The organism is Streptomyces sp. NPDC046925 (assembly GCF_040644915.1).
Lineage (GTDB): Bacteria > Actinomycetota > Actinomycetes > Streptomycetales > Streptomycetaceae > Streptomyces.
The window spans coordinates 1,411,466-1,428,864 of sequence record NZ_JBEYWZ010000002.1; the positions used below are offsets into that span (position 1 = coordinate 1,411,466).

Consider the following 17,399-nt stretch of genomic DNA (forward strand, 5'->3'; position numbering starts at 1 on the left):
CGGTTTGACGTACGAGGACGAGGCGGCGGGGACTTCGCCCTCGCTGCCCTGAGGGAGGGACCCGGACATGACTGACGCCCCGGCCACCGGACGCGACGGTGCCGTCACCAACTGGGCGGGGAACATCACCTTCTCCGCCCGCGAGCTGCACCGGCCCGCGTCGGAGGCCGCCCTGCGGTCCCTTGTCGCCGGCAGCCGCCAGGTGCGGGTACTCGGCAGCGGCCACTCCTTCAACCGGATCGCCGACGTGGACGGCGGCGCGGTCGAAGGAGGGGCCACCGCCCTGGTGTCCCTCGCCGCCCTCGAACCGTCCGTCGACGTGGACACCGAGGCGCGCACGGTACGAGTGTCGGGCGGCGTGCGGTATGCCGAACTGGCCCGGCACGTCGCCTCGTACGGCCTTGCCCTGCCCAACATGGCATCCCTTCCGCACATCTCGGTGGCCGGTTCGGTCGCCACGGGGACGCATGGCTCGGGCAACAACAACCAGTCCCTCGCGGAGGTCGTGCGCTCGGTGGAGCTGTTGACCGCCGACGGGGATACGCGCGTACTGAGCCGCGGCGACGACGGTTTCGACGGCGCCGTGGTCTCCCTCGGCGCCCTCGGCGTCGTCCTCGCCCTCACCCTCGACCTGGAGCCGCTCTACACGGTGAGCCAGCACGTGTTCGGCGAACTCCCCCTGTCCGGGCTCGACTTCGACGCGGTGACGTCGGCGGCGTACAGCGTGAGTCTGTTCACGGACTGGCGCAGGCCGCGCTTCAACCAGGTGTGGCTCAAGCACCGCGGTGATGCCGCCGTGGGCTTCCCCTGGTCGGCGCCGGTGAGCGAGCCCCGGCATCCGGTCCCCGGCATGCCCGCCGTCAACTGCACCGAGCAGCTGGGCGTGCCGGGCTCGTGGCACGAGCGACTCCCGCACTTCCGGGCCGAGTTCACGCCGAGCAGCGGCGCCGAGCTGCAATCGGAGTATCTGCTGCCGCGCGAGCACGCCCTCGCCGCGCTGCACGCACTGGACGCCCTCAGGGCCGAGGTGGCGCCCGTACTCCAGGTCTGCGAGGTGCGCACCGTCGCCGCCGACACCCAGTGGCTGAGCCCCGCCCACGGCCGGGACAGCGTGGCGTTCCACTTCACATGGGTGCCGGATGCGGCGGCCGTGCTCCCGGTGGTCGCGCGGGTGGAGGAGAGCCTGGCACCGTTCGCGCCCCGGCCGCACTGGGGCAAGGTGTTCGGCGCAGACCCCTCCGAGCTGGGTGCCCGCTATCCGCACGCGGCGGATTTCGCCGCCCTGGCCCAGCGCCTGGACCCGCGCGGAAAGTTCCGCAACGCGTTCGTGCGCTCCTTCCTCGGCCCCTTCCTGCGGTGAGTCACGCGGTGCCGTGGCCTCAGCCCGCCCGAGCCCCTACTCCGCCCGCCCGAGCGCGTCCCCGCACGCCTTGATGTACGCGCCGACCAGCGGACGGCGGTCCTCGCCCGCGCGCCAGGCGAGCGCGAACCGGCTCGGCGTGATGCCGCGGACGGGGCGCGTGACGACGCCGCCGAGGGTGATCAGCGGCGCGTTGCCCGCTGCCACCAGGCAGATGCCGCGGCCGTCCACCAGCGCCTCGTACGTCTCGTCGGTGCTGGCGATCTCCGCGCCGATCCGGGGCGGGCGCCCGGCGCGGGCGTCGGTTGCGAGCCAGTAGTCCCGCAGCGCCCCCGCGCTCTCGGGCAGCGCGAGGAAGGGCTCGTCGGCGAGGTCCGCGAAGTCGACCTCGTCCAGGGCCGCGAGGCGGTGCGATTCGGGGAGGGCGACACGACGCGGCTCCTCGGCGACCACCACCCACTCGTAGCGCTCCATGCCGGGCAGCGGCAGCCAGATGAAGGCCACGTCCGCGGTGCCGTCGGCGAGGCCCGCGCTGGCGTCGTCCCAGCCCACCTGCCGCAGCCGGATCACGGCCGCCGGATGCGCCTCGCTGAAGCGGGACCGCACCGCCGGAAGAAGGCCGCCACGGGCGGGTCGCGTGCTCATGCCCACGGAGAGCGTGGCCCGCTCCTCGGTTTTCGCGCGCTCCACCGCTTCATTGCCCAACTGCCAACTTTGGAGCACCTGTTGGGCATGCGGCAGCAGAGCGGCACCCACGGAGGTGAGCCGCACCCCCCGGTGGTCGCGCACGAAGAGATCCGCGCCCAACTGCCGTTCCAGTGCCCGTATCTGCTTGCTCAGCGCGGGCTGCGAGACGAAGAGCCGCTCGGCGGCCCGCGTGAAGTGCAACTCCTGCGCCACCGCGACGAAGTAGCGAAGATCCCTGCTGTGCACGTCCCTGCCGTGAAGGTCCATAACCATCAGCTATCACGTCAGGTCTTGGACGGGCCACCCGCCTGCGCCACAGGATGAACACCAGAGCCGGGAACGAACCAACCGGCGGATATGACGAGGGAGTTCAAGATGTCGAAGGTATGGCTCGTGACGGGCGCGAACAGCGGTTTCGGCCGGGCGATCACCGAGGCCGCCGTCGCCGCGGGCGGCGTGGTCGTGGCCACCGCACGCAACGCCTCCTCCCTGGACGACCTGGTGGCCGCCCACCCCGACCAGGTCGAGGCCCTCACCCTGGACGTGACCGACACGGCCGGCATCGAGGCCGCCGTACGCGACGTCACCGACCGGCACGGGCGCATCGACGTCCTGGTGAACAACGCGGGACGCAGCCACGTCGGCGCCCTCGAAGAGGACTCGGACGCCGAACTGCGCGCCCTGTTCGACGTGCACGTCTTCGGCCCGGCCGCGCTGACCCGCGCCGTCCTGCCGCACATGCGGGCCCGGCGCTCGGGAGCGATCGTGCAGATGAGCAGCATGGGCGGGCAGATGTCCTTCGCGGGCTTCTCGGCGTACAGCGGAACGAAGTTCGCCCTGGAGGGGATGTCGGAGGCGCTGGCCCAAGAAGTGGCACCGCTCGGCATCAAGGTCCTGGTCGTGGAGCCCGGCGCGTTCCGCACCGGGCTGTTCGGCAACACCACCGCCAGCCCCGCCGAGATCCCGGACTACGCGCGGACGGCGGGCGCCACCCGGGCCATGGTCGCGGGCGGCGACGGCGAGCAGCCCGGCGACCCGGCGAAGGCCGCCCTCGCGATCATCGCCGCCCTGGACGCGGACGACACTCCGCTGCGCCTGCCGCTCGGCGAGGACTCCGTGGACGCGGTCATCGGCCACCTCGACGCGGTCCGCTCCGAGATCGGCACATGGGAGAAGGTGGCACGGGCGACGGCGTTCGACGCCTGAGGCTCTGCATGCCCCTCAGCCGCCACAGCCGCCACAGCCGCCTCAGCGGTCGCGCTTGACCGCCCGCAGGACCACGAACTTCGGGTCGCTCGCGACGACTTGCGAGTTACCGAAGAGCTTGCGCAGCTTCACGTGGTATCCGAGGTGGCGGTTGCCGACGACCCACAGTTCGCCGCCGGGGCGCAGCGCGGCGCGCGCCCCGGAGAACATCCGCCAGGCGGTCGCACCGGAGGTGGCCTGGTGGCTGTGGAACGGCGGATTGTTCAGGACGAGGTCCACCGATCCGGCGGGTACGGCCGACAGCGCGTCGCCCGCGACGAACTCCGCCCGCGCGGGATCGAGCCCGTTCGCGCGGAAGGTCGCCTCGGCCGAGGTGACGGCGGGGTACGACTCGTCGATGAAGGTGACCGTGGCCCGCGGATCGGCGACGGTGGCGGCCGTACCGAGCACGCCGTTGCCGCAGCCCAGGTCCACGATGTGCGCGGCGCCCGTACCGGTCGGCAGATGGCGCAGGAAGAAGCGGGTGCCGATGTCGAGGCGCTCGGCACAGAACACGCCCGCGTGATTGACGGCCGTCAGCCCCGCGCCCGCTCCGGAGTCACCGTCGAGGACGTAGTCGCGCGGCCAGGGGCTCGGCCCGGCCGTGCGCTCCGGGTCCGGGGTGCTGAAGATGAGCCGCGCCTTCTGCCGGGCGAGCGACGTCCGCGTGGGGCCGATGATCCGCTCGAACAGGTCGAGGGTCGAGGTGTGGATCTCGGTGACCATTCCGGTGCCGACGACGACCGTGCCCGCGTGCAGGGCGGGGGCGAGCCGGTGCAGCTGGTCCTCCAGGAGCGCGAGGCTCTTCGGCACCCGGACCAGGAGTACGTCGATCCGGGACGGCGGGGCGTCGCCGGTCGTCGAGATCCGCACGGCGTCCGGCGCGAATCCGGCGCGTGCCACGTTGGCCCGCGTGGCCTCCCCGGCGAGGAACGAGTCGGTGATCAGCGTCGGCGCGTGCCCGGCGTGCCCGGCGAGCGCGGTGGTCAGCGCACCCCAGCGGTCGCCGACGACGGCCACGGTCCCGGAGAGGTCGACGGGCTTGGCCGCCGCCTCCTCCGTGTCACCCGTGTCGCCGGTCTCCCCCGCGAGGTGCCGCAGCAGGTAGGCGTCGGCCGCGGACCAGGCGCGCAGCGGGTCGCGGGGGTCCTCGGGGAATCGTGTGAGGTCGTACGCGCCCCATGACGTGATCAGCCGGTTCATCGTGCTCTCAGGCTAACGGAGGGGAGAGCACCAGCCGACCGCCCGACCGCCGCGCCTGCGCCTGAGCCAGGGCCTGCGCCGAATAGCGGCTCTTGTGGTGCGGGCCGGGCCCCTGCTCCTTACCGTCCATTCTGGAGCACCCGCGCTTTCCATCCCCCCGAGGAGCTGTCATGCCGGAGCTGTTCATCGGCGGAACGTGGACCACTGCCCAGGACGGGCAGGTACGGGAGATCCGCTGCCCCGCGGACAACACCCTGGTCGCGACCGTCGACGAGGCCGGACCGAAGGACGCGGCGGCGGCGATCTCCGCGGCCCGGGAGGCCTTCGACCGCGGCCCGTGGCCCGGCACCCCCGCGGCGGAACGCGGCCGTCTGCTGCTGCGCGTCGCCGACCTCCTCGAACGCGACAAGGACGCACTCGCCCGCGCCGAATCCCTGGACACCGGGAAGCGGCTCGTGGAGAGCGAGTACGACATGGACGACATCGCGAACTGCTTCCGCTACTTCGGCAACCTGACGGCGGCGGGCGGCACCGACCGGGTCGTCGACGCGGGCAGCCCGGAGGTGGACAGCCGGGTGGTGCACGAGCCGGTCGGGGTGTGCGCGCTGATCACTCCGTGGAACTATCCGCTCCTGCAGACCGCCTGGAAGGTCGCCCCGGCGCTCGGCGCGGGCAACACCTTCGTCCTCAAGCCCAGCGAGCTGACCCCGCACACCTGCATCATCCTGATGCGGCTGCTCACCGAGGCCGGGCTGCCCGCCGGGGCCGCCAATCTGATCCTGGGCGCCGGGCCCACCGCGGGCGCCCCGCTCAGCGAGGACCCGCGGGTCGACCTGGTGTCGTTCACCGGCGGGCTCGTCACCGGGCGGCGCATCATGGCCGCCGCGGCGCCCACGGTGAAGAAGGTCGCCCTGGAGCTGGGCGGCAAGAACCCGAACATCGTCTTCGCCGACGCCGACTTCGACACGGCGGTCGACTACGCCCTGATGGCGATCTTCCTGCACTCGGGCCAGGTCTGTTCGGCCGGGGCGCGGCTCCTCGTCGAGGACGCGCTGCACGACAGGTTCGTCGACGAACTGGTGGAGCGTGCGCGGCGGATCCGGCTCGGCGGGCCCTTCGACGACGACGCCCGCACGGGGCCGCTGATCTCCGCCGCGCACCGCGACAAGGTCGAGGCGTACGTGGCGGCCGGGATCGCCGAGGGCGCGGTGCTCCGCTGCGGCGGCGCGCGCCCCGACGACCCGGCGCTGAAGGACGGCTACTACTACCCGCCGACCGTGCTCGACGAGTGCACCCCCGGCATGTCCGTGGTCACCGACGAGTCGTTCGGTCCTGTGCTCACCGTCGAGCGGTTCCGCACCGAGGACGAGGCGATCGGTCTCGCCAACGACACCGTCTACGGTCTCGCGGGCGCCGTCTGGACCGAGGACACCGGCAAGGGCCAGCGCGTGGCGGCCCGGATGCGCGCCGGAACTGTCTGGATCAATGACTTCCACCCCTATGTTCCGCAGGCCGAATGGGGTGGAATGAAGCAGTCCGGATTCGGCCGTGAACTGGGCCCGGCAGGTCTTGCCGAGTACCAGGAGGCCAAGCACATCTGGCGCAACCTGGCAGCGACACCGCAGAGGTGGTTCGAATGAGCACCGATCCAGGCAAGGGCGCCGATGCCGCCCCGAACCCACACCAGGACGACGACGCCGCGCTCGGCGAGCTCGGATACCGTCCCGAACTCAAGCGGACCCTGGGCAACTTCCACACCTTCGCGGCCGGGATCAGCTACATCTCGATCCTGACCGGCACCTTCCAGCTCTTCTACTTCGGCGTCAGCTTCGGCGGCCCCGCCTACTGGTGGTCCTGGCCGATGGTCTTCGTCGGCCAGCTGATGGTGGCGCTCTGCTTCTGCGAGCTGGCCGCCCGCTACCCCGTCGCGGGGTCCGTCTACAACTGGGGCAAGCAGCTCGGCGGCAAGCACATCGGCTGGCTCGGCGGCTGGATGATGCTGACGGCCACCATGGTGTCCCTGGCGGCGGTCGCCCTCGCGTACCAGATCACGCTGCCGCAGATCTCCGACTTCTTCCAGTTCATCGGGGACGGCAGCGGGACGACCGACGCGGCGAAGAACGCCGTGCTGCTCGGCTCGGTCCTCATCCTGTTCACCACGCTGGTCAACGCCTTCGGCGTCAAGCTGATGGCCCGGATCAACTCCGCGGGCGTCCTGATCGAACTGATCGCCGCCGTCGTCCTGATCGTGCTGCTCGCCGCCCACATCACGCGCGGCCCCAGCGCCATCACCGAGACCGGCGGCCTGGGCGAGGGCCAGAACCTCGGCTACTTCGGCGCCTTCCTGACGGCGTCACTCGCCTCGGCGTACGTGATGTACGGCTTCGACACCGCGTCCTCGCTCGGCGAGGAGTCGCTCGACCCGAGCCGCAACGCGCCGCGGGCCATCCTGCGCGCGCTCATCTTCTCGTTCCTCATCGGCGGGCTCATCCTGCTGTTCGCGCTCCTGGCCGTACCGGACCTGCACGCGAAGGAACTGTCCGTCGACGGTCTGCAGTACGTGGTCCTGAGCACGCTCGGCTCCACGATCGGCGAGATCGTCCTGTGGTGCGTGGTCATCGCCATCACCGTCTGCGAACTCGCGGTACAGGCCGCGGGCATCCGCCTCGCGTTCGCCATGGCCCGCGACGGCTGCCTGCCCGCGTCCTCGCTGCTCGCCAAGGTCAGCCCGCGCTTCCAGACGCCCGTACTGCCCGCGATCATCATCGGGCTCGTCGGCGTCGGCATCCTGGTCATCAACATCAACCAGCCGCAGATCTTCTCCGTGATCACGAGCATCGCGATCATCATGATCTACCTGGCCTATCTCCTGGTCACCCTGCCGATGCTGATCAGGCGGCTGCGCGGCCAGTGGGAGCCCGCCGAGGGCAAGTTCTCGCTCGGCAAGTTCGGTCTGCCGGTCAATATCCTTGCCGTGCTCTGGGGCGCGGCCATGTCCCTCAACCTGGCCTGGCCGCGCGCGGAGGTCTACAACGCGACCGGACCGCAGCACTGGTACCTGCGCTGGGGCGCGTTCCTCTTCATCGGAATCGTGGCCTGCGGTGGCTTCGCCTACTACTGGTTCGTGCAGCGGCACAAGGCGGGCGTCCTCGCCGAGCACCGCTTCGAGGAGCCTCCCGTCGACCCCACCACTCCCCCGTCGCCCCCGGCCGCCCCCTGAACCCCGCCGATCGTCGCCGATCCGTCGCTGATCTGGAGTCACCATGCCCGCAGAGAGCCCCAACGCCGAGTTCGACTACGTGGTGGTCGGCGGCGGCACGGCAGGCGCCGTCGTCGCCGCGCGGCTGACCGAGGACCCGGACGTCACCGTCTGCGTGCTCGAGGCAGGACCCTCGGACGTCGGCGACGACAACATCCTCCGGCTGACCAAGTGGATGGCCCTGCTGGAGTCCGGCTACGACTGGGACTATCCGATCGAGCCGCAGGAGAACGGCAACGACTTCATGCGGCACGCCCGCGCCAAGGTGCTCGGCGGCTGCTCGTCGCACAACTCCTGCATCGCCTTCTGGGCGCCCGCCGAGGACCTCGACGAGTGGGGCTCCCTGGGCTGTACGGGCTGGAGCGCCGCGGACTGTTTCCCGCTGTACCAGCGCCTGGAGACCAACGACGCGCCCGGCGACCACCACGGCCGCTCGGGCCCGGTGAACATCATGAGCGTCCCGCCCAACGACCCCTGCGGGGCGGCCCTGTTGGAGGCGTGCGCGGCGGCGGGCATCCCCACCACGCCGTTCAACACCGGTACGACGGTCAAGCGCGGCGCCCACTGGTTCCAGATCAACTCCCGTCCGGACGGCACCCGTTCGTCCGCCTCGGTGTCGTATCTGCATCCGATCATCGGCAAGCGGCCCAACCTGGAGATCCGTACGGGCCTGCAGGCCAAGCGGCTGCTGTTCGACGAGGGCAAGCGCTGCACGGGTGTGGAGTACCTGGAGCCCGACACCGTCCACAGCGGCAGCGTCTTCGCGCGCCGCGAGGTGATCGTCTCCTGCGGGGCCATCGACTCGCCCAAGCTCCTGATGCTGTCGGGCATCGGCCCCGCCGGGCATCTGCGGGAGTGCGGCGTCGAGGTGCGGGCGGACTCCCCCGGCGTCGGCTCCCACCTCCAGGACCACCCCGAGGGCGTGATCATGTGGGAGGCGAAGCAGCCGATGGTCACCTCCTCCACCCAGTGGTGGGAGATCGGCATCTTCGCGGACACCGAACCGGGCCTCGACCGCCCGGACCTGATGTTCCACTACGGCTCGGTGCCCTTCGACATGAACACCTACCGGCGCGGCTATCCCACCACCGACAACGCCTTCTGCCTGACCCCGAACGTCACCCGCGCCCGCTCCATGGGCACGGTCCGGCTGCGCACGCGCGACTTCCGGGACAAGCCGAAGGTCGACCCGCGCTACTTCACCGACGAGCACGACATCCGCGTGATGACGTACGGACTGCGGCTCGCCCGCGAGATCGCGGCGCAGGCCCCGATGGCCGGCTGGGCGGGCGCCGAACTGGCACCGGGGCCCGACGCCACGACCGACGACGAGCTCTTCGCCTACATCCGCCAGACCCACAACACCGTCTACCACCCGGCGGGCACCGTACGGATGGGCGCTGCGGACGACACTGACTCGCCGCTCGACCCTCAGCTGCGGGTCAAGGGCGTCACCGGTCTGCGCGTCGCCGACGCGTCGGTCATGCCGTTCCTGCCCGCGGTCAACCCGTGCATCACCACGATGATGATCGGCGAGAAGTGCGCGGACATGCTCAAGGCGACCTGAGCGGGGCGGGGCGGGCCGCGCTGGGGATCACGTCCGGTCGAACCAGGTCGGCTGCTCCTCCGCCGCGGCCTGCTTGATCCGGAAGAGGCTGAACTCGTGCAGGTCGGGCAGCTGGTCCAGGGCGAACCAGCCCACGTCGAGCGACTCGTCGTCGTTGACCCGCGCCTCGCCGCCGACGGCCCGGCAGCGCAGCGTGATGTCCATGAACTGGCAGATGTCGCCGTTGGGGTACGTCACCGGGTCCAGGGACTCGACGAGCACCACGCGCTCGGGCACGCAGTGCACCGCGGTCTCCTCGAACACCTCGCGCACGGCACACGCGGCGGGCTGCTCCCCGGGGTCCGGCATGCCGCCGATGGCCGACCACTTGCCGTTGTCGGCGCGCCGCCCGAGGAGCACTCTGCCCTCGTCGTCGAAGACGATGGCGGTGACCCCGGGGAGCCACAACAGCTGGTGGCCCGCGTCGGCCCGGATCGTGTGGATGAAGTCAGGGGTAGCCATGCCGTCGACCCTAACGGGCCTGCGGGGTGCGCCTGGCCCGCACGGCGCCGGTGACCGCCCAGCCGAGGCCGCCCGCGGCGATCAGGACGAGGATGCCCTCGGGCAGGGTGCCGAGCCGGGTGGCCGGGGTCTGCGAGGAGCGCAGCGGCACCTCCTCGACGAGCGAGTCGGCGGTGAACCACTTCGTCTTCTGGGAGACCCGCCCGTCCGGCATGATGATCGCGCTGACGCCGCTGGTCACCGGGACGGTGACGGTACGGCTGTGCTCGACGGCGCGGATCCGTGACATGGCCAGCTGCTGGTAGGTCATCTCGCTGCGGTCGAACGTCGCGTTGTTGCTGGGCACCGAGATGAGCTGCGCGCCGTGCGTGACCGTGTCCCGCACGGCCCAGTCGAAGGCGGCTTCGTAGCAGGTGGCCAGGCCCACCTTCGTGCCCGCCATGGTGAAGACGCCGGGCTTGGTGCCGCGGCTGAAGTCCTGGCGCACCATGCCGACGTCGCTGCTGAAGAAGCCCACGATGCCGCGCAGCGGGATGTACTCGCCGAAGGGCTGGATCTGCCGCTTGTCGTAGGTGTCCGTGGGGCCCTTGACCGGGTCCCACAGGATCTGCTCGTTGAAGAGCTTGCCGTCCTTGCTCTCGACGACTCCGCCCACGGAGACGGGGGCGTCGATCGCCTTGGCCGCGCGCTCGATCGCCGCGCGGGCGTCCGGGTTGGTGAACGGGTCGATGTCGGAGGAGTTCTCCGGCCACAGGACGAAGTCGGGCTGCTCGGCCTTGCCCGCCTTCACCCGGTCCGCGAGCCGTACCGTCTCGCGTACGTGGTGGTCGAGCACCGCGCGGCGCTGGGCGTTGAACTCCAGGCCCGCCTGCGGGACGTTGCCCTGGATGGCGGCGACGGTCGCGGTGCCGTCCTCGGCGTCGTCGCTGACCAGCGGACGCGCGGCGAAGGCACCGGCGACCGGGACGGCCACGGCGAGCAGGGCCGCCGCGGCCGCGCCACGGCGCAGGACGCGGGTGGAGCGCACGTCGCGTGCCTGGCGGACGATCTCGTACAGGCCGAAGCCGCACAGGACCACCGCGAAGCCGAGCACCGGGGTGCCGCCGAGCGCGGCAAGCGGCAGGAAGACGCCGTCCGCCTGTCCGAAGGCGATCTTGCCCCAGGGGAATCCGCTGAACGGCACGCGCGCCCGTGCCGCCTCACCGGCGATCCACAGGGCCGCCGCCCAGAGCGGATATGCGGGCAGCCGGGAGACGGCGGCGATGCCCGCCGCGACGAGGGCGACGAACAGCGCCTCGATGGCGGCGAGCGCCAGCCACGGGCCGGGGCCGACCTCCACACCGGTCCACACCAGAAGCGGCAGCAGGAAGCCGAGGCCGAAGAGGTAGCCGAGCCCGAGGCCCGCCTTCCAGCCGCGGCCGTGCAGGCACCAGGCGAACACCGCGAAGGCCGGCAGGGCCAGCCACCACAAGGTGCGTGGCGGAAAGCTGACGTAGAGCAGCACTCCGGAGAGTGCCGCCGCGGCGGCCGGGACGAGCGCTCGCAGGAAACGGGCCTTGCGCGAGACGGGCGCGGGCTGCGCCCCGAGCTGCTCCGACTCGGCCGCGGAGGTGGTGGTGGCGGTCACTCGGGGAGTGTACGGCGCGTCCCCCGGGCACCGACAGGACGGTCGTGGGCACGCGTTTGCCGGATCGTTCCTGCGCAAGATATCCACATCTCACGGTTTCACCGGTTACGGTGTGCCCGAGTCCCTGACCTGCGGCCGGATCAAGCCACAGCGTTCGGGGCCCGTCACACGGCGGGGGGCAACGGGGTGGGGACAACGGGGATGGCCGCGACAGCCGGGCCACCGGGGGCATACGAACGGCGCAGCGCGTCCGACGCGACGGGCATCGCGCTGCTCGGCGTGTGCGCGGCCTGGACCTTGATCAGCGCGGGGGTGCACGGCGGACAGCCCGAGGGCGTGCTCCTCGCGGTGCTCGCCGTGGCCGCGGGGTACGCGGGCGGCCGGATCTGCGGCGCACTCCTGCCGGTCGCCGCGCCCTGCGCCGGTGCGCTGGCCGGGGTGGGTCTCGCGGCGGCGGCCCCCTACCTCTCGCCGGGGCCCGTCAGCGCGGCGCCGCTCGGCCACACCGGCGCGGCCGCCGCGCTCCTGATCCTGGCGTCGGGGGCGGCCTGCAGTGCGGCGTGGGCGGCCCGCAGGCCCTCGACGCGGCTCGCGATGCGCCTGCTCGCCGTGGGGATCGTGGTGGCCGCGGTGGCGCTCGGGTCGATGGCCGGTGTCATCGCGTGCGTCGGGATCCTGCTCTGCTCCCTGGCGACCGCCCTGATGCGCGGCAGGGTGCTCGGCCTCGTCGGCCTCGCCCTGGCGACAGCGGTGGTGACCGGCCTGACCTGGGCCATCGCCGACGACGTACTGCCCGAGGGGCTGAGCGCGTCCCTGGAGGGCCAGCTCGACGGATACCGGGTCGAGCTGTGGCACGACGCGCTCGCGCTCGCGGGCCAGGAACCGGCGCTCGGGGTGGGTCCCGGCCGGTTCGCCGACTCCAGCCCCACGGTGGCCGAGCATCTCCTCACGGACGGCCGACCCCATTCGGCGCTGCTGCAACAGGCGGCCGAGCAGGGGCTTGCGGGCGTACTGCTGCTGGCGGCGGTGTTCTGCTGGCTGCTGTACGCGCTGTACCGCTCGCCCCGCTCCACCCAGGTCGTCCTGTCGGCGGGCGCGGCCCTGACGGCGCTCGCCGCCGTCGCCTCGGTCGGCAACGCGCTGAGCGTCACGGCGGTGACGACGGGCGCGGGCTACCTCGCGGGCATCGCCACGGCGCGACCGCTCGGCGACGAACCGGCGCAGCTCAGACCGTCGGCCTCTTCGCCGGGGTCAGCCGGTCCCGGATGATCCGTACGGCAGCTTCGGCGTCGTCGACGGTGACCGTGAACTTGCGGCCGTCGCCCAGGCTGAGCACCAGACCCTCACCGCGCCTGACCACGACGGCGGTGCCGAGCTCGGGCCGCGAGCGGTAACCCCATCCGCCCCACTGCCTGGGGCACACGACCTGCGCGAAGTCGGCCCCCACCACGTGGGAGAGCTGGATGCGGCGGCGCGGCAGGCCCATGTGACCGCAGCGCACTTCCAGGCAGTCCTTGTCGACCTTCACGGCGACATGGACGAAGGCGAGGGTGCCGAACAGGATCAGGAGTCCCGCGGCGATGCACCCGACGACGGACATGGCCAGTGCGGCGATCCCGGACGTCCACATGTTGTCGACGGCCAGCTCGATGCCCAGTGCCAGGCAGAGTGCGCCGGCGAGCGCGAGCAGCCACTGCACGCGGTTGGTCGCGCTTCCGGTCCAGACTTCCGGCGGGGCGTCGGCTGTGCTGCCCCGCTCGCCGTGGGTGTGGTCCGTCATGCGTCCGAGACTACTCACGTTCCGGAGGGAAGGCATCGCGTCGCGGAGCGTCACTGTTGCGGCGCGGCGGCCACCGGTGGCTTTCCGGCCTCCGGGCGGAGGCGGGGGCTCAGTGCGCGGAGCTGACCGCCGCGAGCAGCCGGCCTTCGGCGTACGTGTGGGCGGCGGCCGGCAGCTCGGCGGCGCGCCCGCTGAGGATCACCGTCAGGCCGCCTTCCCCGCCGGTGCCGGGGCCGGGGAGCTCTCCGGTCCTGCGCAGCGCCTGGGCGGCGACCGCTCCGGCGGAGCCGTGCAGGACCAGGGGCGGCATGCCGGGCTGCTGGAGGGCGGCCCGGATGCGCTCGCCGACCAGCTCGTAATGGGTGCAGCCCAGGACGACGGCCCTTACGTCACGCGGAGTGAGGGCCGCCGCCGCGGCGACCGCCCTGTCGATGGCCGCTTCGTCGGCGTACTGCACGGCGTCCGCGAGGCCGGGGCAGGGCACCTCGGCGACCTCGACGCCGCCGGCGAACTCCTCGATGAGGCCGCGCTGGTAGGGGCTCCCGGTGGTGGCGGGGGTGGCCCAGATGGCGATGGGGCCGCCGCCCGCGACGGCCGGCTTGATCGCCGGTACGGTCCCGATGACGGGCAGGTCGGGTTCGAACCGGGCACGCAGCGCGGGCAGGGCGTGCACGGACGAGGTGTTGCAGGCCACGATCAGCGCCGCGGGGCGGTGCGCCGCGGCCGCTTCCGCGATGGCCAGCGAGCGCTCCGTGATGTCCTGTGCCGAGCGCGGTCCCCAGGGCAGTCCGTCCGGGTCCGAGGAGAGGACGAGATCGGCGTCGGGCCGCAGACGACGTACCGCCGCCGCGGCGGGGAGCAGGCCGATACCGGAGTCCATGAGCGCGATCTTCACCCGGTCACCATAGTCGATCGGCCTCCTGCGCCCGGTGGCGTGGGGCAGACTGCGGCGGATGAGCGCCGTTGTGTGGATCGCCGCCGGATCGCTTGCCGCCTGGCTGTGGCTGCTGTTGGGACAGGGCTTCTTCTGGCGCACGGACCTGCGTCTGCCGTCGCGCCGCGACCCGGACACCTGGCCCTCCGTCTGCGTCGTCGTGCCCGCCCGCGACGAGGCCGCCGTCCTGCCCCTGAGCCTGCCCTCGCTGCTCGCCCAGGACTATCCGGGGCAGGCCGAGATCTTCCTTGTCGACGACGGGAGTTCGGACGGCACCGGCACGCTGGCCCGGTCCCTGGCCGACCGGCACGGCGGTCTCGAGCTGACCGTCGGTTCACCGGGTGAGCCGCCGCCGGGCTGGACGGGCAAGCTGTGGGCCGTGCGGCACGGCATCGGCCTGGCACGCGCGCGTGCGCCCCGGTATCTGCTGCTCACCGACGCGGACATCGCCCATGAGCCGGACAGTCTGCGGGAGTTGGTCGCGACGGCGGAAACGGCCGGATTCGACCTCGTCTCACAGATGGCGCGGCTGCGCGTCACGAGCGCGTGGGAGCGGCTCGTCGTCCCGGCGTTCGTGTACTTCTTCGCGCAGCTCTATCCGTTCCGCCGGATCGCCGCGAAGGGCTCGCGCACGGCCGCGGCCGCCGGGGGCTGTGTCCTGCTGAGCGCGCGGGCCGCCGAACGCGCGGACATCCCCGACTCCATCCGGCACGCGGTGATCGACGACGTGTCGCTCGCCAGGGCCGTGAAGCGCTCGGGCGGCCGCATCTGGCTGGGCCTCGCCGAACGCGTCGACAGCGTGCGCCCCTACCCGGGGCTCGGCGACCTATGGCGGATGGTCTCCCGCAGCGCCTACGCCCAACTGCGGCACAATCCCCTGGTCCTGATCGGTACGGTACTGGGGCTCGCCCTGATCTATCTGGCGCCCCCGGCCGCGCTGGCCGCCGGTCTGGCCACCGGCAGCGCGGTGCCCGCCGTGCTCGGGGGGCTCGCGTGGCTCGTGATGACGGCTACCTATATCCCGATGCTGCGCTACTACCGGCAGACTCTCTGGCTCGCTCCCCTGCTGCCGTTCACCGCGTTCCTCTATCTCCTCATGACGGTGGATTCGGCGGTGCAGCACTACCGGGGGCGCGGGGCTGCGTGGAAGGGGCGGACGTACGCCCGCCCCGATCCCGCTCCCGAGCAGCGCTGAGTCACTTCCTGCCGGGCGTCCAGTTCATGCCCCAGCCGTAGGCGTAGTCGATGGTGCGCTGCGGGCTCACGCCGCGCTCGGGCACCAGATAGCGGGCCTCGCGCTGGACGAAGAGGTCGCCGTTGTTGTTCGTGATCAGGGCGAGCGCGCAGACCGTGGAGGGCACCGTGCACTCGTCGAGCGAGAAGTCGATGGAGGCGCCGTGCTGCGGTTGCAGGGTCACGGTGGCGCTCAGGTCGGCGAAGCTGCGCGCGCCTTCGTAGATCGTCACGAAGATGACGATGCGCCGGAAGTCGTTGATGTGGTCGAGGTTGATCGTGAGGTTCTCGCCGCTGGCCACGGCTCCGGTGCGGTCGTCGCCGTCGAGCAGGACGTACGGGGGCTGGTCCAGGGAGCCGAAGGCGTTGCCCAGGGCCTGGACGACGCCCTTGCGTCCGTCGGACAGTTCGTACAGGGCGCACAGGTCGAGGTCGAGGTCCGCGTGCATCGCCACGGCCCGGCCGAGCTTGCTGGCCCAGCCCTTGAACTGCTTGCGCACCTCCCAGTTGAGGTTCACGCGCATCGCCCCTGAGGTGCCGCCCTGCTTGGTCAGCGAGACGGTCGGCGCTTCCTTGGTGAGCGTGACCTTGGTCAGGCGCACGGGCTGGCCGGATGCGGCGGCGGGCGCCTGGGCGGGCGGCGGCGGTGCCTGGAGGGGGGCGGCCGGAGCCGCCGGGGCCGCGGGGGCGGGCGGGTGCTGCACCGCGGCCGGAGCGGGCGGCGCCTGCTGCGGCTCGTCCACCGAGATGCCGTAGTCCGTGGCCAGTCCCTCAAGGCCGCTGCCGTATCCCTGTCCGACGGCGCGGAACTTCCACGCGCCCTGGCGGCGGTAGAGCTCGCCGAGGACGAACGCCGTCTCCACGGTCGCGTCCTCGCTGTCGTAGCGGGCGATCTCGGCGCCGTTGGCCGCGTCGACGACCCGGACGAAGAGACCGGGAACCCGGCCGAACGTGCCGCCGTCCGTCGAGGCCGCGAGCACCACGGTCTCGACGGCGGCCTCCACGCGCGCGAGGTCCACCAGGAGCGCGTCGGTCACCCGGCCGCCCTCGGTCTTCTTGCCCTCGTGGCGCACCGCGCCGGAGGAGTGGACCGCCTGGTTGTAGAAGATGAAGTCGTCGTCCGAGCGGACCTTCCCGGAACCGGCGAGCAGCAGCGCCGACGCGTCGGCGTCCGGCACACCCGCTCCCGAGGTCCACCCCAGTTCGATCCGCACGGCAGGTGCCGGCACGGGAACATTCGATCCCTTAGCCATTGTCATGTCCGCCCCCATCACAAGTCGCCACGTCCGGCCGGGCCGCCGTCCCGTTCATGACCAACCTATTACCCGGACCCCCGAGAGGCCCACGCCCACCGCCGACGCCCTCGCGCGCGGCCTCCGGTCAACCGCGCGTCAACCGCCGGTAACCCGTGGGGAGGTCGGCTTTTACACGATCCGTACGCCGCCTTGCGACCGTTTTTTACCGAGTTCGCTCAAATTGAGGACGCGGAGTCACTACCGACGCGTAAAACAACCCTCTTATCGGTCTCCCCAACCAGCACATCAAGGGCTTAACTTATGTGTCATGACCTCCCCCCGCTCCACCTATGGCGGCGGTTACTACTCCGCGCCGTCCTTCCCGGACACTCCGATCTACGACTCCCTTGTCGCCGAGCGGGGTACTCCTCAGATCGCCCCGATCCGGGTCCCCTCCGCGTACGACACGGGCAGTCATCTGCCCGCGCTCCCGGCCGCCCTGCCCGCGCTGCCGGCCGCCCCGTCCCATCACAACCAGGGGTACGGCTACGCCCAGCAGCCCGCGCCGATGCAGCAGATGCAACAGGCGCCCGCGCCGTACATCCCGCAGCAGCCTTCGGCACCGCGCGGATATCCGGGCCCCCAGCAACAGCAACAGCGTCCCCCGGCCGGTACGGGCTACGAGGCCATGCGCCCCGCGGCACCCCGCCCGGCCCCGGCGACGTACGAGGATCCGTACAACCGCCCGTACCGCGGCTACTGATTCGC

Annotated in this window: 15 protein-coding genes; 8 read left to right on the top strand and 7 right to left on the bottom strand. The window is 71.9% G+C overall.

The annotated features are described in order from the left end of the window. Nucleotides 1-67 precede the first annotated feature (67 nt). Nucleotides 68-1,360 (top strand): D-arabinono-1,4-lactone oxidase, encoded by a 1,293-nt coding sequence (locus tag ABZ906_RS12885; protein ID WP_361381150.1) that lies wholly within the window; start codon nt 68-70, stop codon nt 1,358-1,360. Between the two features lie 36 nt (nt 1,361-1,396). On the opposite strand, the gene ABZ906_RS12890 is transcribed toward ABZ906_RS12885, so the two are convergent. Beyond that, nucleotides 1,397-2,320 carry a LysR family transcriptional regulator gene (locus ABZ906_RS12890; RefSeq protein WP_361381153.1) on the bottom strand — a complete coding sequence of 308 codons (924 nt, stop codon included), beginning with the start codon at nt 2,318-2,320 and terminating at the stop codon, nt 1,397-1,399. Between the two features lie 102 nt (nt 2,321-2,422). On the opposite strand from ABZ906_RS12890, the gene ABZ906_RS12895 reads away from it, so the two are divergent. Beyond that, nucleotides 2,423-3,253, top strand: a complete 831-nt coding sequence (locus ABZ906_RS12895) for an oxidoreductase (protein ID WP_361381156.1) — start codon at nt 2,423-2,425, stop codon at nt 3,251-3,253. 42 nt (nt 3,254-3,295) lie between these two features. On the opposite strand, the gene ABZ906_RS12900 is transcribed toward ABZ906_RS12895, so the two are convergent. After that, complete coding sequence (locus ABZ906_RS12900; protein ID WP_361381159.1) at nt 3,296-4,495, bottom strand: methyltransferase; 1,200 nt, start codon at nt 4,493-4,495, stop codon at nt 3,296-3,298. A gap of 170 nt (nt 4,496-4,665) precedes the next feature. Here ABZ906_RS12900 and ABZ906_RS12905 point away from each other — a divergent pair, with 170 nt between their 5' ends. From ABZ906_RS12905 to ABZ906_RS12915, 3 genes are read left to right on the top strand one after another with little or no spacing between them, the layout of a single operon-like run. Continuing rightward, nucleotides 4,666-6,135 (top strand): aldehyde dehydrogenase family protein, encoded by a 1,470-nt coding sequence (locus ABZ906_RS12905; RefSeq protein ID WP_361381162.1) that lies wholly within the window; start codon nt 4,666-4,668, stop codon nt 6,133-6,135. Continuing rightward, nucleotides 6,132-7,715: an amino acid permease gene (locus ABZ906_RS12910; protein WP_361381165.1), complete on the top strand. Its 1,584-nt coding sequence runs from the start codon at nt 6,132-6,134 to the stop codon at nt 7,713-7,715. Before ABZ906_RS12905 ends, ABZ906_RS12910 begins: the two co-directional genes overlap by 4 nt. A gap of 43 nt (nt 7,716-7,758) precedes the next feature. Continuing rightward, on the top strand, nt 7,759-9,321 hold the full coding sequence (locus ABZ906_RS12915) for a GMC family oxidoreductase N-terminal domain-containing protein (RefSeq protein ID WP_361381168.1): 1,563 nt from the start codon (nt 7,759-7,761) through the stop codon (nt 9,319-9,321). A gap of 27 nt (nt 9,322-9,348) precedes the next feature. Here ABZ906_RS12915 and ABZ906_RS12920 read toward each other — a convergent pair whose 3' ends face one another. After that, nucleotides 9,349-9,822, bottom strand: coding sequence for an NUDIX domain-containing protein (locus tag ABZ906_RS12920; protein WP_361183384.1), 474 nt, complete (start codon nt 9,820-9,822; stop codon nt 9,349-9,351). Between the two features lie 10 nt (nt 9,823-9,832). After that, nucleotides 9,833-11,449, bottom strand: a complete 1,617-nt coding sequence (gene lnt / locus ABZ906_RS12925) for an apolipoprotein N-acyltransferase (RefSeq protein WP_361381171.1) — start codon at nt 11,447-11,449, stop codon at nt 9,833-9,835. Nucleotides 11,450-11,650: 201 nt separating this feature from the next. Here lnt and ABZ906_RS12930 point away from each other — a divergent pair, with 201 nt between their 5' ends. Then, nucleotides 11,651-12,718, top strand: coding sequence for an O-antigen ligase family protein (locus tag ABZ906_RS12930; RefSeq protein WP_361381175.1), 1,068 nt, complete (start codon nt 11,651-11,653; stop codon nt 12,716-12,718). Here the strand turns inward: ABZ906_RS12930 and ABZ906_RS12935 are convergent. Together ABZ906_RS12935 and ABZ906_RS12940 are read right to left on the bottom strand one after the other, a co-directional pair. Continuing rightward, a complete protein-coding gene (locus ABZ906_RS12935) occupies nt 12,675-13,229 on the bottom strand; it encodes a hypothetical protein (protein WP_361183390.1) in 555 nt (184 codons plus the stop codon). The genes ABZ906_RS12930 and ABZ906_RS12935 overlap by 44 nt on opposite strands. Nucleotides 13,230-13,338: 109 nt before the next feature. Beyond that, nucleotides 13,339-14,124, bottom strand: coding sequence for an aspartate/glutamate racemase family protein (locus tag ABZ906_RS12940; protein WP_361381178.1), 786 nt, complete (start codon nt 14,122-14,124; stop codon nt 13,339-13,341). Nucleotides 14,125-14,182: 58 nt separating this feature from the next. Between ABZ906_RS12940 and ABZ906_RS12945 the strand changes: the two genes are divergently transcribed. Continuing rightward, nucleotides 14,183-15,358 (top strand): glycosyltransferase, encoded by a 1,176-nt coding sequence (locus ABZ906_RS12945; RefSeq protein ID WP_361381181.1) that lies wholly within the window; start codon nt 14,183-14,185, stop codon nt 15,356-15,358. Between the two features lies 1 nt (nt 15,359). Here the strand turns inward: ABZ906_RS12945 and ABZ906_RS12950 are convergent, their stop codons facing one another. Then, entirely contained in the window at nt 15,360-16,667 is a 1,308-nt protein-coding gene (locus tag ABZ906_RS12950; RefSeq protein WP_361381184.1) for a TerD family protein, read from the bottom strand. Nucleotides 16,668-16,959: 292 nt separating this feature from the next. On the opposite strand from ABZ906_RS12950, the gene ABZ906_RS12955 reads away from it, so the two are divergent. Beyond that, complete coding sequence (locus ABZ906_RS12955) at nt 16,960-17,394, top strand: DUF6643 family protein (protein ID WP_361183397.1); 435 nt, start codon at nt 16,960-16,962, stop codon at nt 17,392-17,394. The last annotated feature ends 5 nt before the right edge of the window (nt 17,395-17,399 follow it).